Source organism: Pseudomonas petrae (assembly GCF_021728295.1).
GTDB classification, from domain to species: Bacteria; Pseudomonadota; Gammaproteobacteria; order Pseudomonadales; family Pseudomonadaceae; genus Aquipseudomonas; species Aquipseudomonas petrae.
Window position 1 is genome coordinate 112,736 of record NZ_JAKJXE010000010.1, and the last position, 15,748, is coordinate 128,483.

15 protein-coding genes are annotated in these 15,748 nt (G+C 63.3%); 6 read left to right on the forward strand and 9 right to left on the reverse strand.

Annotated elements, in window-relative coordinates; translation table 11 throughout:
- Positions 1-36 precede the first annotated feature (36 nt).
- The gene (locus L4G42_RS18415) at positions 37-1,188 is read left to right on the forward strand and encodes an ABC transporter ATP-binding protein (protein ID WP_272903903.1); all 1,152 of its coding nucleotides are present in this window, start codon (positions 37-39) and stop codon (positions 1,186-1,188) included.
- Between the two features lie 146 nt (positions 1,189-1,334).
- Positions 1,335-1,934, forward strand: a complete 600-nt coding sequence (locus L4G42_RS18420; RefSeq protein WP_237250897.1) for a hypothetical protein — start codon at positions 1,335-1,337, stop codon at positions 1,932-1,934.
- A 43-nt stretch (positions 1,935-1,977) separates the two neighbouring features.
- Here L4G42_RS18420 and L4G42_RS18425 read toward each other — a convergent pair whose 3' ends face one another.
- Positions 1,978-2,793 (reverse strand): CAP domain-containing protein, encoded by an 816-nt coding sequence (locus tag L4G42_RS18425; protein ID WP_419789385.1) that lies wholly within the window; start codon positions 2,791-2,793, stop codon positions 1,978-1,980.
- Between the two features lie 304 nt (positions 2,794-3,097).
- Between L4G42_RS18425 and L4G42_RS18430 the strand changes: the two genes are divergently transcribed.
- Positions 3,098-3,634 (forward strand): GNAT family N-acetyltransferase, encoded by a 537-nt coding sequence (locus tag L4G42_RS18430; RefSeq protein ID WP_237250899.1) that lies wholly within the window; start codon positions 3,098-3,100, stop codon positions 3,632-3,634.
- Between the two features lie 527 nt (positions 3,635-4,161).
- Here the strand turns inward: L4G42_RS18430 and L4G42_RS18435 are convergent.
- The 7 genes from L4G42_RS18435 to L4G42_RS18465 all read right to left on the reverse strand — a co-directional run bounded on the left by L4G42_RS18435 (position 4,162) and on the right by L4G42_RS18465 (position 10,887).
- The gene (locus L4G42_RS18435; RefSeq protein ID WP_237250900.1) at positions 4,162-5,214 is read right to left on the reverse strand and encodes an ABC transporter substrate-binding protein; all 1,053 of its coding nucleotides are present in this window, start codon (positions 5,212-5,214) and stop codon (positions 4,162-4,164) included.
- Entirely contained in the window at positions 5,211-6,425 is a 1,215-nt protein-coding gene (locus L4G42_RS18440; protein ID WP_237250901.1) for an NAD(P)/FAD-dependent oxidoreductase, read from the reverse strand. The genes L4G42_RS18435 and L4G42_RS18440 overlap by 4 nt, the downstream gene beginning before the upstream one ends.
- Entirely contained in the window at positions 6,422-7,792 is a 1,371-nt protein-coding gene (locus tag L4G42_RS18445) for an FAD/NAD(P)-dependent oxidoreductase (RefSeq protein WP_237251039.1), read from the reverse strand. The genes L4G42_RS18440 and L4G42_RS18445 overlap by 4 nt, the downstream gene beginning before the upstream one ends.
- A gap of 38 nt (positions 7,793-7,830) precedes the next feature.
- Positions 7,831-8,121 carry a (2Fe-2S)-binding protein gene (locus L4G42_RS18450; RefSeq protein ID WP_237250902.1) on the reverse strand — a complete coding sequence of 97 codons (291 nt, stop codon included), beginning with the start codon at positions 8,119-8,121 and terminating at the stop codon, positions 7,831-7,833.
- A 79-nt stretch (positions 8,122-8,200) separates the two neighbouring features.
- Positions 8,201-8,995 carry an ABC transporter permease gene (locus L4G42_RS18455; protein WP_237250903.1) on the reverse strand — a complete coding sequence of 265 codons (795 nt, stop codon included), beginning with the start codon at positions 8,993-8,995 and terminating at the stop codon, positions 8,201-8,203.
- 3 nt (positions 8,996-8,998) lie between these two features.
- Positions 8,999-9,862, reverse strand: coding sequence for an ABC transporter permease (locus L4G42_RS18460; RefSeq protein ID WP_237250904.1), 864 nt, complete (start codon positions 9,860-9,862; stop codon positions 8,999-9,001).
- On the reverse strand, positions 9,859-10,887 hold the full coding sequence (locus L4G42_RS18465; RefSeq protein ID WP_237250905.1) for an ABC transporter ATP-binding protein: 1,029 nt from the start codon (positions 10,885-10,887) through the stop codon (positions 9,859-9,861). Before L4G42_RS18465 ends, L4G42_RS18460 begins: the two co-directional genes overlap by 4 nt.
- A 246-nt stretch (positions 10,888-11,133) precedes the next feature.
- Here L4G42_RS18465 and L4G42_RS18470 point away from each other — a divergent pair, with 246 nt between their 5' ends.
- Together L4G42_RS18470 and L4G42_RS26420 are read left to right on the forward strand one after the other, a co-directional pair.
- Complete coding sequence (locus L4G42_RS18470; protein ID WP_237250906.1) at positions 11,134-11,970, forward strand: IclR family transcriptional regulator; 837 nt, start codon at positions 11,134-11,136, stop codon at positions 11,968-11,970.
- 1,180 nt (positions 11,971-13,150) lie between these two features.
- Positions 13,151-13,855 carry a methyl-accepting chemotaxis protein gene (locus L4G42_RS26420; RefSeq protein ID WP_419789386.1) on the forward strand — a complete coding sequence of 235 codons (705 nt, stop codon included), beginning with the start codon at positions 13,151-13,153 and terminating at the stop codon, positions 13,853-13,855.
- 236 nt (positions 13,856-14,091) lie between these two features.
- Here L4G42_RS26420 and L4G42_RS18480 read toward each other — a convergent pair whose 3' ends face one another.
- On the reverse strand, positions 14,092-15,030 hold the full coding sequence (locus L4G42_RS18480) for a class I SAM-dependent methyltransferase (protein WP_237250908.1): 939 nt from the start codon (positions 15,028-15,030) through the stop codon (positions 14,092-14,094).
- 181 nt (positions 15,031-15,211) lie between these two features.
- On the opposite strand from L4G42_RS18480, the gene L4G42_RS18485 reads away from it, so the two are divergent.
- Complete coding sequence (locus tag L4G42_RS18485; protein ID WP_237250909.1) at positions 15,212-15,745, forward strand: GNAT family N-acetyltransferase; 534 nt, start codon at positions 15,212-15,214, stop codon at positions 15,743-15,745.
- Positions 15,746-15,748: the final 3 nt, after the last annotated feature.

Below are 15,748 nucleotides of genomic sequence, written 5' to 3' on the forward strand. Positions count from 1 at the left end.
GAATGCCCAAACAACAATAATTCAGGGGATACGATTTTGACTGAGCTCAGTTTGAGTGGCGTCGAGAAAGCTTATGGCGAGATCAAGGTCTTGCATGACATCCACCTGAGTATCGAGAGCCGCGAGTTCGTGGTCTTCGTCGGGCCTTCGGGCTGCGGCAAGTCAACCTTGCTGCGCTGCATCGCTGGCCTGGAGAGCATCACCCAGGGGCAGATTCGTATCGGCGCCCGGGACGTGACCTACCTTGAACCGGCCGATCGCGGCGTGGCCATGGTGTTCCAGTCCTACGCGCTGTACCCGCACATGTCGGTCTACGACAACATCGCCTTCGGGCTGAAAATGCAAAAGACCCCCAAAGACCAGATCGAAGCCAAGGTGCGCAACGCCGCACGCATCCTGCAGCTCGAACCTCTGCTCGACCGCAAGCCCAAGGCCCTGTCTGGCGGGCAGCGTCAGCGCGTCGCCATCGGCCGCGCCATCGTCCATGAGCCGGAAGTGTTTCTGTTCGACGAACCGCTTTCCAACCTTGATGCCTCCCTGCGCGTGCAGATGCGCATCGAGATTGCCAAGCTGCACGCTGACCTGCAGGCGACCATGGTCTACGTCACCCATGACCAGGTCGAAGCCATGACCCTGGCTGACAAAATCGTGGTGCTCAACAAGGGCTGCATCGAGCAGGTGGGCTCGCCGCTGGAGCTGTATCACCATCCGCGCAACCGCTTCGTCGCGGGCTTTATCGGCTCGCCGCAGATGAGTTTTCTGCCGGTGACGGCGGTCGCCATCAGTGCCGACGGCGTCCAGGTCAGCCTGCCCGGTGGCGAGTTGTTGTGGGTTCCGGTGAATGGCGAGCAGGTGAAAGCGGGCGACGCATTGACCCTGGGCCTGCGTCCCGAGCATCTGTCGGACCGGGGCGAGGGCGATGCGCAGATTCCGGTAAAAACCCTGGTGGTCGAGCATTTGGGCGGCGAGACGTTTACCCACGCGCAAACCGACGAAGGTCATGATCTGATGGTCAAGGGGGAAGGGATGTCGGCGGTCAAGGCGGGGCAATTGCTGCGCGTCGGTGTGCAGGGCCATCGCTGCCATCTGTTCGATGAACAGGGTCAGGCGCTGGCGCACCGGCGGCATTACACCGAGGCGAGCGTGGGGGGTGGGCAGGTTTCCGAATCGGCCATCCAGGCGGGATAATCCGCTGCGCGATTTATCAATCCGTCCTGGAACGGCCGTCCCAGAGCCTTTTCCGTGATTTTTTATTTAAGAGAACAGTGAGAGCGCCGATACAGCCCTGGGCCCGATCCGTTTTCGGGCCGGATATTTTCCCCAAGGAGCTGTAAATGCGCATTACCCACATTCTGGCGTTGGTTGGCACACTGGTGCTGACCGGCTGTTCGTCCATGATGAAACCTGCCGACAATCAGGTCATCGAAGCCAGTCCCCAAGACAGCACCCAAGTCGTTTTCATGCGCAGTGCGTTCATGGCCAAGGCCATCGATGCGTCCGTTTATGACGTGACCGGCGGCAAGACCCAGTTCATCGGCATTCTGTCCAACGGCACCAAGGTCGCCTACCCGACGACGCCGGGCCACCACACCTTCATGGTGGTCTCGGAAGCGGCGGACTTCATGGAAGCCGATCTGGCCCCGGGCAAGACCTACTATTCGATGGTCATCCCGCGCATGGGCATGTGGAAAGCGCGCTTCTCGCCATGGCCGGTCGCCCGCGATCCGAAAGCGGAATACAGCTCGCAGTCCAGCGACTTCAAGGACTGGATTGCCGACACCAAGCTGGTGACCAACTCGCCGAAATCCCTGAGCTGGTTTGAGAGCAACAAGGCGTCGGTCGAGTCCAAGCGCGTTGAATACTGGCCGGTCTGGCAGAAGAAAAGCGCGGCGGATGTCGACCTGCGCACGCTGCATGCAGCGGACGGGCTGTAATCGCCGAGCCGCTTGATAAGGCGGCTCGCGCGCCCATCAGCGCTTACTGCACCCCGAACAGCGCCGTCCAGTAGATGCCGGCGTCGCTCTTCGGGTCGGTGGCGTAAGCAGCGCCCAGATCATGAAACTGCGGGTTCATGAGGTTGGCGCAATGGCCGGGGCTGGCGAGCCAGCCTTCGACCACCTTGCGCGCGTTGTCCTGCCCGGCGGCAATGTTCTCGCCGATCTGCTGGCCGATATACCCGGCCAGCTCCGCACGATCCCCCGGTGTCCCGCCGTTGCGACCCTTGTGATCAAAATAGTTGTTGTTGGCCATGGAGCGCGAGTGGCTTTCGGCTGCGCTCATCAGGGTGTCGTTCCACACCAGCGGGGCAGCAGCGGAGAACGACTGAGCGCCACATTGCTGCGGTTGCTTGCGCGCTTCATTGATCAGGCCAAGCAGTTTCTGGCCCTCGGCCTGCGCATTACCCAACCCGCCTGCGAGCAGTGGACGCGCCAGCACGATGCGCCAGTCACGGTCGTTGCGGCTGACGCCGATGTCGACAAACTGCGGATTGAGCACGACCTGACAAAAACTCTCCTGAATCGCCGCCATGGCCGCTTGCGCGTCGCGCGGGCCCGAGAGGGTGATCGCCTGGACGCTGACCATCGGATACGACGCCCGCGCGAGCATCGGCTGCAGATCGACCGTGCCACTGGCGGGCAGGTTCAGGCGCGGGTCGCTGTTGAGCGGCGGCAGCTCGCTCGACGCCACATTGGCGCAAGGCTGGGCCTGGCTGCGGTAGATATTGATTGACTGAATCAGCTGCGTTTCTTCGCCGGCCACGGCCGTCCCTGCCATCAGCAGCGCCAGGGGCATAACAGCGAGACACTGGATGAATGATCTGAAACGCATGAAAATCTCCCTCGAACTGACGCGCCCACGGTGCGCGATTTTACCTGTCGCGAAATAGTCTGAGCCGCACAAACCGTGGAGGTTGCAGCGATGAGCAGGGTTTTTGCAATAGCCAGCGTAAAAACCAGGTGTTTCGCCGTGTGGTGCACGTTGATGCATGAACGAACGGGCACAACGGGAGAGAGCGTTTGTTTATTCTGCGCCCAGTCGGTAGTCGTTACGCGGGCTGAGCCACATAATCAACGCTCGACCCTGCCGTGTGACTTCGATGACCACAACCATTAAGCGACTGACCCCTGAATATGCCCCGGCTTATCGAGCCCTGATGCTCGAAGCGTACGCCCTCCATCCTGATGCGTTTACGTCCGACGTCGGCGAGCGCGAAGCCTTGCCGATCAGTTGGTGGGAAAAGCGGCTTGTGGTCGGGCCTGACGCGACGGAGGTGGTGTTCGGCGCCGTTGAAGGAAGGCACTTGCTGGGGGTTGCCGGCCTCTCTCTTGAAACCCGAAAAAAGGCGCGTCACAAATCCACGCTGTTTGGGATGTACGTTCCCCACGCGCATCGGGGGAAAGGCGTTGGGCATGACCTGATCCGCAGTGTGTTGGCCTATGCCCGGAGCCAGCCGCAGCTGTTGCTCGTCCAGTTGACGGTGACCGACGGCAATCGCGGCGCGCAGGGCTTGTATGAAAGGATGGGATTTGAGGCGTTCGGGGTCGAGCCGTATGCGGTGGCGGTAGGGGAACAGTACGTCTCGAAGGTGCATATGTGGTGTGAGTTGCGGCGTTCCGGTTCAGAGACCGGCTAAAACCGGTCTTACTATTGGATCGCGCTCGATTAGTGGGACCGGCTTTAGCCGGGAAGAGGCCAGCGTGTGCGCCATCCATTCTGCGGTATGGCCTGCGACGCTTTCCCGGCTAAAGCCGGTCCTACTATGGGATCGCGGTCGATTAGTGGGACCGGCTTTAGCCGGGAAGAGCCCAGCGTGCGCGCCCTCCATTTTGCGGTATGGCCTGCGACGCTTTCCCGGCTAAAGCCGGTCCCACAGGACACGCGGCGCTTTAGTGGGACTGGCTTTAGCCGGGAAGAGGCCAGCGTGTATACCCACAATCTTGCAGCGCGACTGCCGACGCCTTCCCTGCTAAAGCCGGTCCCACTCAAGGCGTGCGGTCCCCCCTGACACTACGCGGACACCTGTAGGAGCGCGCTTGCCCGCGAAGAGGCCGGTGCATCCGCTACATCTTTAGCGTCTGGAATACCGCCTTCGCGGGCAAGCGCGCTCCTACACAGTTTGGTATCTGCCATTGACTGATGCGCTCGACCTGCCGGCTGCACCTACCGCTCGATCGTGCGGCTCCAGCGGGCGTTCCATTCCGGACGGACCTGGTTGACCTGATCCCAGTCGATGGTCACGGCGGTTTCCAGGTATTTATTCATGGCTTCAACCTGGCCACGGGTCTTGTCGGTGGTCGGGGTTTTCGGGTTGGACGGGATCTGGTCGCCCATTTCCAGGGCCGGCGCCTGGGCTTCCGGGGTCAGCAGGAAGGCCGCGAGTTTCTGCGCCAGTTCCGGCTGGTCGTTGTTGGCGATGGTGCATTCGGCCACGTTCAGCACCACACCGCCTTCCTTCGGCGGCGCGTATTCCACCGGCACGCCCTTGAGCTTGAGCGCGGTCACCTGGGTCGGCGTCAGCGGGAACAGCGCCGCTTCGCCGGTCTGCACCATTTCCGAGATCTTTGCCGAACTGGCGATGTACTCAAGCACGTTCGGCCCGACGGTCTTCGGCCATGCCTTGAAACCCGGCTCGACGTTGGTTTCGTTGCCGCCCTGCAACCGGTTGAACATCAGAAAGCCGTGCAGCCCGAACGTGGAGGAGGCCAGCGACTGGAACACCAACTTCTCCTTGTAGCGAGGGTCCGTCATGTCGGCCCAGGACGTCGGCGCGCTCCAGCCGTTGTCCTTGAACATTTTGGTGTTGTAGGCCAGCCCGGTGACACCAAGGCTCACGGCCACTGCTTCTTCCTTGATCCTGCCCTTGGCCGGAATGTCCGCCAGGCTCGCGCTCGGGTTCAGCTTGCCGCACAGGCCCATGGAAATGGCGCGGTACATGATGCCGTCGTCGAGGAACATCACGTGCATCTGCGGGTTGTCCTTGCTGGCCTGGGCCTTGGCGAGGATGTCCGAGGAGGTGCCCGGCACGATCACCACCTTGACGTTGTTGGCCTTCTCGAACGCCGGCAGCACATGGTCGGCGTACAAACGCTCCATGGTGCCGCCGTTCATGCCCAGGTACAGCGTCGGTTCAGCCTGTGCGGGCATCGATGCCAGCAACACGGCAAGCGGCAGGCAAGACAAGCCAGTCAGGGCAACACGTTTCATGTGAGTCATGGGTTCGACCTTCCTCTGAACAATGGAGTGACGTTATCGGTGCCGGACGGCACGACGATGGCGGGCGTTGGGGGGTGTGATTGCAGCTGCAGTGGCGGATGTGTTTGAAAACGATTGATCGAGAACGCGCCCAGATCGATGTTCGACGCCCCGGCACAGACCATCTGCGCCAGGGCCTCGCCCGCCGCCGGGCCAATCTGAAAGCCCGATCCGGCAAAGCCGAAGCCGTGCAGCAAACCGGGTTGCGTCGAACTGGCCCCCAGGACCGGCTCGCGGTCGGGCAAATAACCTTCGGTGCCGCTCCAGGTGCGAATGGCCTGGGCACCGGCCAGCGGCGGGTACAGTTCAACGGCGTTGCGCAGGATCTCCAGAATCGCCGCCTGACCGGGACGCGCGGTGGCCGGGTCCAGCGGAAAACCCTGGCCGCCGCCCAGCACGCAATTGCCCCGCGCCACCTGCCGCGCATAAATCCCGCCGCCTTCGACGCCGGTGCTGACGTCCATGAACATCGGCAGCGGCTCGGTCACCAGCATCGCCGGATGGCCCGCACGCATCGGCACCGGTTCGCCGAACTGCCGGGCCAACTGAGCTGCCCAGGCGCCGGCGCAATTGAGCAGCCACGGCGCTCGAAAGCTCAGGCCGCTGGCGGTCCGCACCAGAAACGACTGCCCGTCATGGGCGACTTCACTGACGTGGGCCTGCTCGAACGTCTGCGCACCAGCGCGGCGTGCGGCAGAGGCGAACGCCGGGGAGACGAGGCGCGGATTGGCATGGCCGTCCTCAGCGCACAGCGAAGCGCCCACCGCCACGTCGCCAGCCCAGGGGAAGCGCGCGCGCAACTGAGCGTGATCGAGCAACTGCAGCTCCATCCCGAACCCACGTGACGCTTGCTCATAGGCGACCAGCGCGGCCATGTCCTTGTCACTGCGGGCCAGCTTGAGATGCCCCGAGCGCACGTATTCGCCGTCAGTGCCGATGAACGCGCGCAGGTCCCCCCAGATTTCATGGGCGCGCCGGGACAGCGGCAGTTGCGACAACGGACGGCCCTGACGCCTCACGCCGCCGTAGTTCACACCGCTTGAATGCGATCCGAAAAAATCCCGCTCCAGCAACGCCACGCGTTTGCCGCTCAGGGCGAGAAACAGCGCCGCCGACGCACCGACAATCCCGCCGCCGATCACCACCGCATCCACTTCAAAGGGCTGGCTCATTGCTCTGCCTCCACGCCAAACGGCAGCGGCTTGATCGGCGCCTGTCCGCGCAATCGTCCGACGCTGGCAATGTCGCGCCCCGAGGCGTGAGCGACGATTTCCGTCGCGGCCAATCCGCACATGCGCCCCTGACAGCGGCCCATGCCGACCCGGCACATGGCCTTGACCCGGTTGATCTCCCAGTGACCCTCGGCGACGGTCTGACGGATGTCGCCGGCGCTGACTTCCTCGCAGCGGCAAACGGTCAGGCGGTCCGGCGCCTTGGCCGCCCAGTCTTCGGGGAACGGGAACGCGGTTTCCAACCCCTGGCGAAACCGCTGGATCGCTTCCAGTTGCCGCTGCAGTTCGATGCTGCGGGCGCGGTCGATGCGGTAACCGATGTCGCCGAGCAAGGTCAGCGCCGCCAGTTCACCGGCCATTTCGGCGGCGTCGGCGCCCATGATGCCAGCGCCATCGCCGGCCAGATAAACGCCCTCGACGCTACTGCGTCCGGCGGCGTCACGGGTGGGCAGCCAAGCGCGATTCAGCGCGCTCCAGCTGAACTCGCAACCGAGCAGATCGGCCAACTGGGTTTCGCTGCGCAGCGCATGGGCGAATGCGACGGCGTCACAGGCGAGGTTTTTCCGTTGATTGCCCTGTTGCCAGCTGACCCCGCTGACCCGCCGCTCGCCCTGAATATCGTGCAGATGAACCCCTTGATGCACCGGAATACCGTGGGCGGTCAGCCAGGCGCGGTAATACAGCCCTTTTGCCAGCGTCGACGGCTGCCCGAGCAGCGCGGGCAGGGCGCGGGCCTGGGCGGAAAACGGCGAGCTGTCGAGCACTGCCGCCACTGTCGCGCCGGCTTTGGCGTACTGATACGCCACCAGATACAACAGCGGCCCGCTGCCGGCGAAGACCACGCGCTCACCGATGGCGCAGCCCTGAAACTTCAGCGCGATCTGTGCCGCGCCGAGGCTGTAGACGCCGGGCAACGTCCAGCCTGGCACCGGCAGGATGCGATCGGTGGCGCCGGTGGCAACGATCAGATGCTTGAACGGCACCTGCGCCGCGCGGCCATTGCGCAGCGTGTCGAGGGTGCGTGCTTCGGCGTTCCACACCAGCGTTTCGGGGCGGTAGTCGATCTCGTGCTGCAACTGATCGAGGGTGGCGTGAACCGACTCGGCTTTGCCCGCTTCGAAACCGTACAGCGCCTTGGCCGAACGCTTGAAATGCTCCGGCTGGCGACGATAGACCTGACCGCCGCCGCGCAGGCTTTCATCCAGCAGACAAGGGCGCAGACCGTGGGCGAGCAGCGTCTGCGCCGCGCGAATCCCGGCCGGCCCGGCGCCGACGATGACCGTACTCGCAACGGGGCCGGCTTGCACTTCAAAAGGCTCGTTCAAAATCCCGTTTTTCGCCTCGTTCATACGCTGCGCCCCGGCTCGCGACTCACGAAAACATCGGCTTCCAGCATCGTCGAGCAAGCGCGCACCCGGCGACCGTCGCCCAGTTTCACCCAGCAATCCTGGCACGCGCCCATCAGGCAGAAGCCCGCGCGAGGTTCGCCGCTGAAGTCGCTGCCGCGCAACGAATCCTTCGCCGTCAGCACCGCCGTGAGCAATGTATCGCCCTGCAAACCGCTCGCCGGCTGGCCGTCGAGGGTGAAGGGCAGCACGGCGCGATCGCGTTCGGCCAGTCGTTTCAGCAATGCCATGGCGCGCGCTCCTTCAGGCAATCTTCGGTGGGCAGATCGGTGAGCTGATCGGTGAACTGATCGGTGAACTGAACAGTCATCAATGCCTCCCCACCAGCACACGGTCCAGCCCATACACCCGGTCGAGGATGATCATGGTCGCCGCCGTCAGGGCAATGACCAGCGCGGACACGGCGGCCATCATCGGGTCGATGGATTCGGTGGCGTACACGTACATGCGCACCGGCAGGGTCTGGGTCGACGGCGAGGTGACGAAAATCGACAGCGTGACCTCGTCGAAGCTGTTGATGAACGCCAGCAGCCAGCCACCGGCCACACCGGGCAGGATCATCGGCAAGGTGATCAGGCGAAACAGGGTGAAGCGACTGGCACCGAGGGATTCGGCGGCCTGCTCGGCGCTGCGGTCCATGCCGATAGACGCGGCAATAACAAGACGCAAGACGTACGGCGTGATCACCACCACGTGGGCGAACATCAGCCAGACGAAACTGCCGTTCACGCCCATCAGCGCGAACAGGCGCAGCATCGCCACCCCCAGCACCAGATGGGGAATGATGATCGGCGACAGGAACAGGCCGTTGAGAAAGTCGCGGCCGGGAAAGCGGTAGCGGGTGATCGCCAATGCCGCCGGCACCGCAATCAACGTCGCCAGGGTGGCCGCGACCACCGCCAGAATCAGGCTGTTGTAGAACGACTGAATGAAGTCGGCGCGCTCGAACACCGCCCTGAACCAGCGCAGGGAAAACCCGTGCCACGGCAGACTGAGGGTGTTTTCCGGGGTGAACGCCACCAGGCACACCACCACCAGCGGCGCCAGCATAAACATCACCACCAGGGCGTGAAACGAAAGGGCCAGAGGACCGTTTCTGGGCATCGCTCATTCCCCCAGGGATTTTTTATAACGGCCTTCGACCAGCCGGTTCCACGACAGCATGACCAACAGGTTGATCAGCAGCAGCGCCACGGCAATCGCCGCGCCCATGGGCCAGTTGAGTTCCGAGAGGTATTGGTCGTAGACGACGGTGGCGACCATCTTCAGCCGCCTCCCGCCGAGTAATCCGGGGATGGCAAACGAGCTCGCTGACAGGCCGAAGACGATCAACGTCCCCGACAGCACGCCGGGCATGACCTGGGGCAACACCACCATGCGCATCACTTGCGCCTGAGTGGCGCCCAGGGACAACGCGGCCTGTTCGGCGGAGGCGTCGAGTTTCTGCAGCGAGGTCCACACCGGGATGATCATGAACGGCAGCATCACGTGGACCAGCGCGAGAATCACTGCGAACGGGGTGTAGAGCATCTTGATCGGGCGACCGCCGAGGGCCTGGATCGCCTGATTGATCAAGCCGTCGGCGCCCAGCAACAGGCTCCAGCCAAACGCCCGCACCACCACCGAAATCAGCAGCGGCGTGAGGATCAGGATCAGGAAAATCGAGCGCCACGGGGTGCCCATGCGGCTGAGAATGTAGGCCTCGGGAACGCCGATCACTACGCACAACAGGGTCACTAGCGCGCTGATCCAGAAGGTGCGCAGGAAGATCTCGTAGAAGTAAGAATCGGTGACCAGATTGGCGTACTGCGCCAGCGTCCATTCACCGCCCTTGACCCCGACTTCGTAGTCGAACACGTTGAACGACAGCACCAGCGTCAGCATCAGGGGCAGCACCAGCAGCCCGAAGAACAGCGCCAGGGCCGGCGCCGACAGCAGGTACCCGCGTCCGGTGTCGCGCAGCACACTCATGCCGGCACCTCGTCGACGCTCAACACGCGCAGCAGCTCCGAAGGCCAGTCCAGCCCCACCGCGAAGCCTTCGTTCATCGGCGCGTCGCCATCGTTGCGGCGCACCACGGTGATTTCGCCGATGGGCGTTTCGATGCGGTACAGCCACTGGCTGCCGAGGAAGTAACGCATGACGACGCGCCCTTGCAGACGGCCAGTCCCGGCAGGCACCAGATCGATTTTCTCGGGGCGCAGGCTCAGCACCAGTTCGCCGTCGCCTGGCTCATGGCGCACCTGGGCCGCGCCGCTGGCATCGCGATCGCCGCGCAGCAGATTGGCCTTGCCGACGAAGCCGGAGATGAAACGCGTACGCGGGTGTTCGTAGAGGTTGTAGGGCTCGTCGATCTGGGTGATACGCCCGGCCTGCATGACCACGACGCGGTCGCTGATGGACAGCGCTTCGGCCTGGTCGTGGGTGACCATCAGGGTGGTGATGCCGACTTCGCGCTGGATGCGGCGGATTTCGAACTGCATCTCTTCGCGCAGGTTGGCGTCGAGGTTGGACAGGGGCTCATCCAGCAGCAGCACCGGCGGCTCGATCACCAGCGCCCGGGCCAGGGCCACGCGCTGACGCTGCCCGCCGGACAGCTCGCGCGGGTAACGCTCGGCATGGGGCGTGAGGCGCACCAGCTCCAGCACCCGGGAGACGCGGCGCTCGATGTCGGCGGCAGAGACTTTGCGCATTTTCAGGCCGAAAGCCACGTTGTCGCGCACGCTCATGTGCGGGAACAGCGCGTAGGACTGGAACACCACGCCGAGGCCGCGACTGGCCGGTTTGGCGTGGGTAATGTCGCGGCCATCCAGCAGGATGCGGCCGGCGCTGACGTCAACGAAGCCGGCGATCATTTGCAGGGTGGTGGTTTTGCCGCAGCCGGAGGGACCGAGCAGGGAGACGAATTCGCCTTGCTCCACGGAAAGGTCAGTGGCGACGACTGCATCGACAGGGCCGTAGCGCTTGCACAGTGCCTGGAGTTGAAGAAAAGCCATGGCTACGTTCCACCTTTTTTCGTGCGCACCGAAGGCGCGCGTTTTTTATGGGCAGATGCGAAGAGAAGTGCTGCGTGTGGCCGGGGACGCTGGCGCTCGATCAATGTCGGCTGCCGCTGTTATTCAAATCGCCCTGTGGACTGATCCTAGGCCCAAGACTAGGATGCGCTCAACGAGCAATTTCATTGAGTGAGTAGTTTTTTCAGATTCATTCATTCAGCGAAAAGAAACGGGAAGTCGTGTCATATGAATTCCACTGATCGGAATAATGTTGAGAGGGAAACAGGCGTTGGCGCGGTCTCGCGGCTGTTTGCGGTGCTGCGGGCGCTGGGCGATTGCCCCGATGGCAGTGAACGTGTGACGCAGTTGGCGCAACAGATTGGGCTGTCGCAACCGACGACCCACCGCTTGCTGCGCAGCCTGATGGACGAGGGCATGGTCGAGCAGGACGTGCGCAGCAAGCGTTACCGCCTGAGTCTTGAATTCTTCGCCCTGGCAGCGCGCGCCGGGCAGTCCGGCAACCTGCGCGACTTGGTGCGTCCGAGTTTGCTACGCCTGTCGGCCTCGTTGGGGGACTCGTTGTTTCTGCTCGCCCGCAGTGGTTTCGATGCGGTGTGCCTGGACCGCAGCGAAGGGCCGTACCCGATCCGAACCTTCACCGGTGATATCGGCGGCCGCGTGGCGCTGGGCGTGGGGCAGGGCAGTCTGGCCATCCTGGCGTTTCTGCCGGAAGAAGAACGCGAGACGGTGATCCGCTACAACCTGCCGCGCCTGCGGGATTTCCACCTGTACGACGAGGTGATGCTGCGCTCGGAAATCGACACGGTGCGGCGTACCGGCTATGCCGCGCGCAACACCGGCGTGCTGGAAGGCATGGCGGGTCTGGCGGTGCCTATTCTCGATCGGGATGGCCGGGCGGTGGCGGCCTTGAGCGTGGCCACCATCAGCGACCGCCTCAGTGCAGACCGCATGCCCACGGTGGTGGACATGCTCAAGCGCGAGGCGACGGCAATCAGCCAGAAGATCAACCCTTTCGACCCGGTATTGCGCCGGCCTTCCCACGTGTTCGGTCAGCGGGAGTGATCGCTGCTTCGTACGCACTCATCTGAATCCCGTTCAGCACGTTTCGACAACCGCTTGACGGGGCTGAATGGCGTACTCTTGACGCTTTTCAGCCGCTCGTCGGATCCGTCGGGCCGGTCTTCAAGAACCCCTGCATGGAGTCGAATCACTCTCTGTAGGCGCCTCGTTTTCGGATCGATCCGACGCGATGGCACAGGGATGTGGCAAGCCGCAAAAACTCCGGGTGATCCTCGGAGCAGGTTGTCCTCCCTTTTGAGATCCTCGTATGTCGAAATCCCTCAGATTGCAGATCCTCGCGCTGCTCATCGGCAGCCTCGTGCTGGTCGTGCTGATTGCCCTCGCGTGTTTCCAGTTCCTGTCCAGCAACGTACACGCTTATCGCGGTCTGCTTGAAGGGCCGTTGCACGCTTCGCAACTGGTCGATCAGGCCAACCTGCAATTCAAGGTTCAGGTGCAGGAGTGGAAGAACGTGCTGTTGCGCGGCAAGCAGCCGGCCGATCGCGATAAATTCTGGGCGCAGTTCGAAGATCAGGAGCGTCAGGTGCAGGACATCCTCGGCAGCCTGAGTGCAATGGACGGGCTGGATCCGACGACCAAAACCCAGATCGATGCGCTGCGCAACGAGCACCGCAGCCTCGGTGTGGCTTATCGCAAGGGCCGTGATGCTTACATCGCCGCCGGCGGTGATCCGGTCGCCGGTGACATGGCCGTGAAAGGCGTCGACCGTGCCGCCAGCGAGCAGATGACCGGCTTGGTGGCTGGCCTGCGCAAACAGAGTGACGAGCAGTCGAAAATCCTCAGCAGTACGGCCGACCAGACCATCCTTATCGGCACGCTGGTCATGCTCGCCTCGGCGCTGCTGGTGGGGGTGTTGACCCTGTGGGTGGTCAACCGCAACATCGTCGACCCGATCCGCATGCTCATCGAATACGTTGCGCAACTGAGTCAGGGCCGGTTCAGTGACCGCGTCAGCATCACCCGTCAGGATGAGTTGGGGCGTCTGGCCGTTGCTGCCAATACCCTTCGGGATTTCCTCGCGGACACTTTTACCCGCCTCAAGCGCAGCACCACCGACCTGGACAGTGCCGGCGGGGAGCTGAAGGCGATTGCCGCGTTAATGGCTCAGGGCACTCACGAGCAGTTCGAGCGCACCGACCAGGTGGCGACGGCGATGACTGAAATGTCCGCCACTGCCCAGGAAGTCGCCCGTCATGCGGCTCAGGCCGCCCAGGCCGCTGACGAAGCGGATCGCAGCTCCCAGGAAGGCAGCCAGGTGATGGGCGCGACCATCACGGCGATCACCCAGATGCGCACCGAGATCAGCAACACCGCCAATGTCATTCGTCGTCTGGAAACCGACAGCGGGCGGATTGGCAAGGTGCTGGAAGTGATTCGCGGCATCGCCGAGCAGACCAACCTGCTGGCGCTGAACGCGGCCATCGAAGCGGCCCGTGCCGGCGATGCCGGGCGCGGTTTTGCGGTGGTCGCTGACGAAGTGCGCACGCTGGCCCAGCGCACGGCGGCGTCGACGGCGGAAATCAACCAGATCATCAGCTCGGTGCAGACCGGCGCCGTCGATGCTGCCCAGGCCATTGAAAGCGGGCAGGCACGCAGCCAGGAAAGCGTTGATCAAGTGGCGCTGGCAGGCTCCTCGCTGGAACGCATTACCTCGGCGGTGGAAGCCATCCGCGACATGAACCGCCAGATTGCCACGGCTGCGGAAGAGCAGACGTCAGTGGCAGAGGACATCTCCCGCAACCTGACCGAAATCACCGCCATCGCCACCACCAACCAGAGCAACGTCCAGCGCACGCAAACCGCGAGTCAGGATTTGCATGTGTTGTCGGTGGGGTTGAATGACGTGATCTCGCGGTTGAGTGCGTAACACTACGGCGTTGATACCGGCCCATTCCCGGCTGAAGCCGGTCCCACTGATGCACTGCGATTACTTCGATCGTGCCCACGCTCCGCGTGGGTATGCAGCCCGCGACGCTCCGCGTCGCCTGGTGTGAGGGCCATATGCATGACGCGGAGCGTCCGGGCAGGCATTCCCACGCGGAGCGTGGGAACGATCTGTTTCCGGCTGAGGCCGGTCCCACGAAAGCAGCGCCTGCAGCGCGATCATCCTTGGCGAAACACCAGCGCTTTCAACCCACCTTCTGCCTCTGCATCGGCAAATTCCGGTGGGTTTTCCAGGCGTTGTTCAAACCGCAACCCTGGCGCTTCGCGGGTCACGCCTTCGATGAGGAAGTCCGCGCCCAGCAACGGGTCGTTCATGCAGGCCAGCACCGTGCCCTCAGGGGTCAACAGCTCCGGCAATTTGCGCAGCACCCGTTGATAATCCTTGGTCAGCAAAAAACTGCCTTTCTGAAACGACGGCGGGTCGATGATCACCAAGTCATACGGTCCGGTGCTCTTCACTTTTCCCCAGGACTTGAACAGCTCGTGGCCGAGAAAGGTGACCTTGCTCAGGTCATGGCCATTCAGCCTGTGGTTGTCGCGACCGCGACTCAGCGCCGCCCGGGACATGTCCAGATTGACCACGAAATCCGCGCCCCCCTCGATCGCTGCCACCGAAAACCCGCAGGTGTAGGCAAACAGGTTCAGCACTCGCTTGCCCACCGCATTGGCCCGCACCCAGTCGCGGCCATAGCGCATGTCGAGGAACAGCCCGGTGTTCTGTTTTTTGCCGAAATCCACGAGATAGCGCAGGCCGCCCTCGGTCAGCGTCCACTCCTCCAGCACCTCGCCCAGCAGTGCATCGGTGTCGCTGTCGGGCAGATAACGGTGCTGCAACAACAGCGTATGGGCGCGGGATTGCTGCCACGTCGGTGACTCGATCAGTCTGAACAGGCGCTGCTTCAGTGCTTCCAGCTCATCAGCGGCCGGCGCCTTGAACAACGACACCAGCACCACGCCCTGCATCCAGTCGACGGTCAGTTGTTCCAGCCCCGGCCAGCGTCGGCCACGGCCGTGAAACAGCCGGCGGGTCTCGGCGGGTGCGTCGGCGAGGGCGTTCTGAAGGTGGGTGTCGAGCAGGTCGAGGGCGTCGGCATTCATCGGTGGGCAGCGGGTCGGCAGTGGGAAAGGGCGGCATTCTAGACCAATCGCGGCGCCAGCGTTCGTCGAGCCTGCAGGTACCGCGAAACCCCTGGGCACAGGCCACAACCGGGTTGGACAGGCCGCTTGTTTCACGGGCAAGCTCTGCTTCCTGCGAATTCTGATCTGGAAAGGAAATGCCATGGCCGACGAACTGATCCTGCGTGACGCCCGCGATTCCGATATGCCCGCCGTGCAGGCGATCTACGCCCATCATGTGATCCACGGCACCGCCAGCTTTGAGCTGGAGCCGCCTACCGTTGAGCACATGCTGCAGCGCCGCGCCGACATCTGCGCCAACGGTTTGCCCTATCTGGTCGCCGAGCGCGACGGTGAAGTGGTCGGTTACGGTTACGCGACCCTGTACCGGCCGCGCCCGGCCTATCGCTTCACCGTGGAAGATTCGGTTTACGTGCGCGAGGGCATGGCCGGGTTCGGGATTGGCCACGCGTTGCTGGCGGCGGTCATCCAGCACTGCATGGAATCCGGCCGCCGGCAGATGGTGGCGATCATCGGCAACAGCGAAAACAGCGCGTCTATCCGGCTGCACGCGCGACTGGGCTTTCGCCAGGTCGGCGTGTTCGAGTCCGTTGGCTTCAAGCATGGCCGCTGGCTGGACACGGTGATCATGCAGCGCGAACTGGGGGAGGGCGCGAGTACCACTCCCGACCGTTGACCC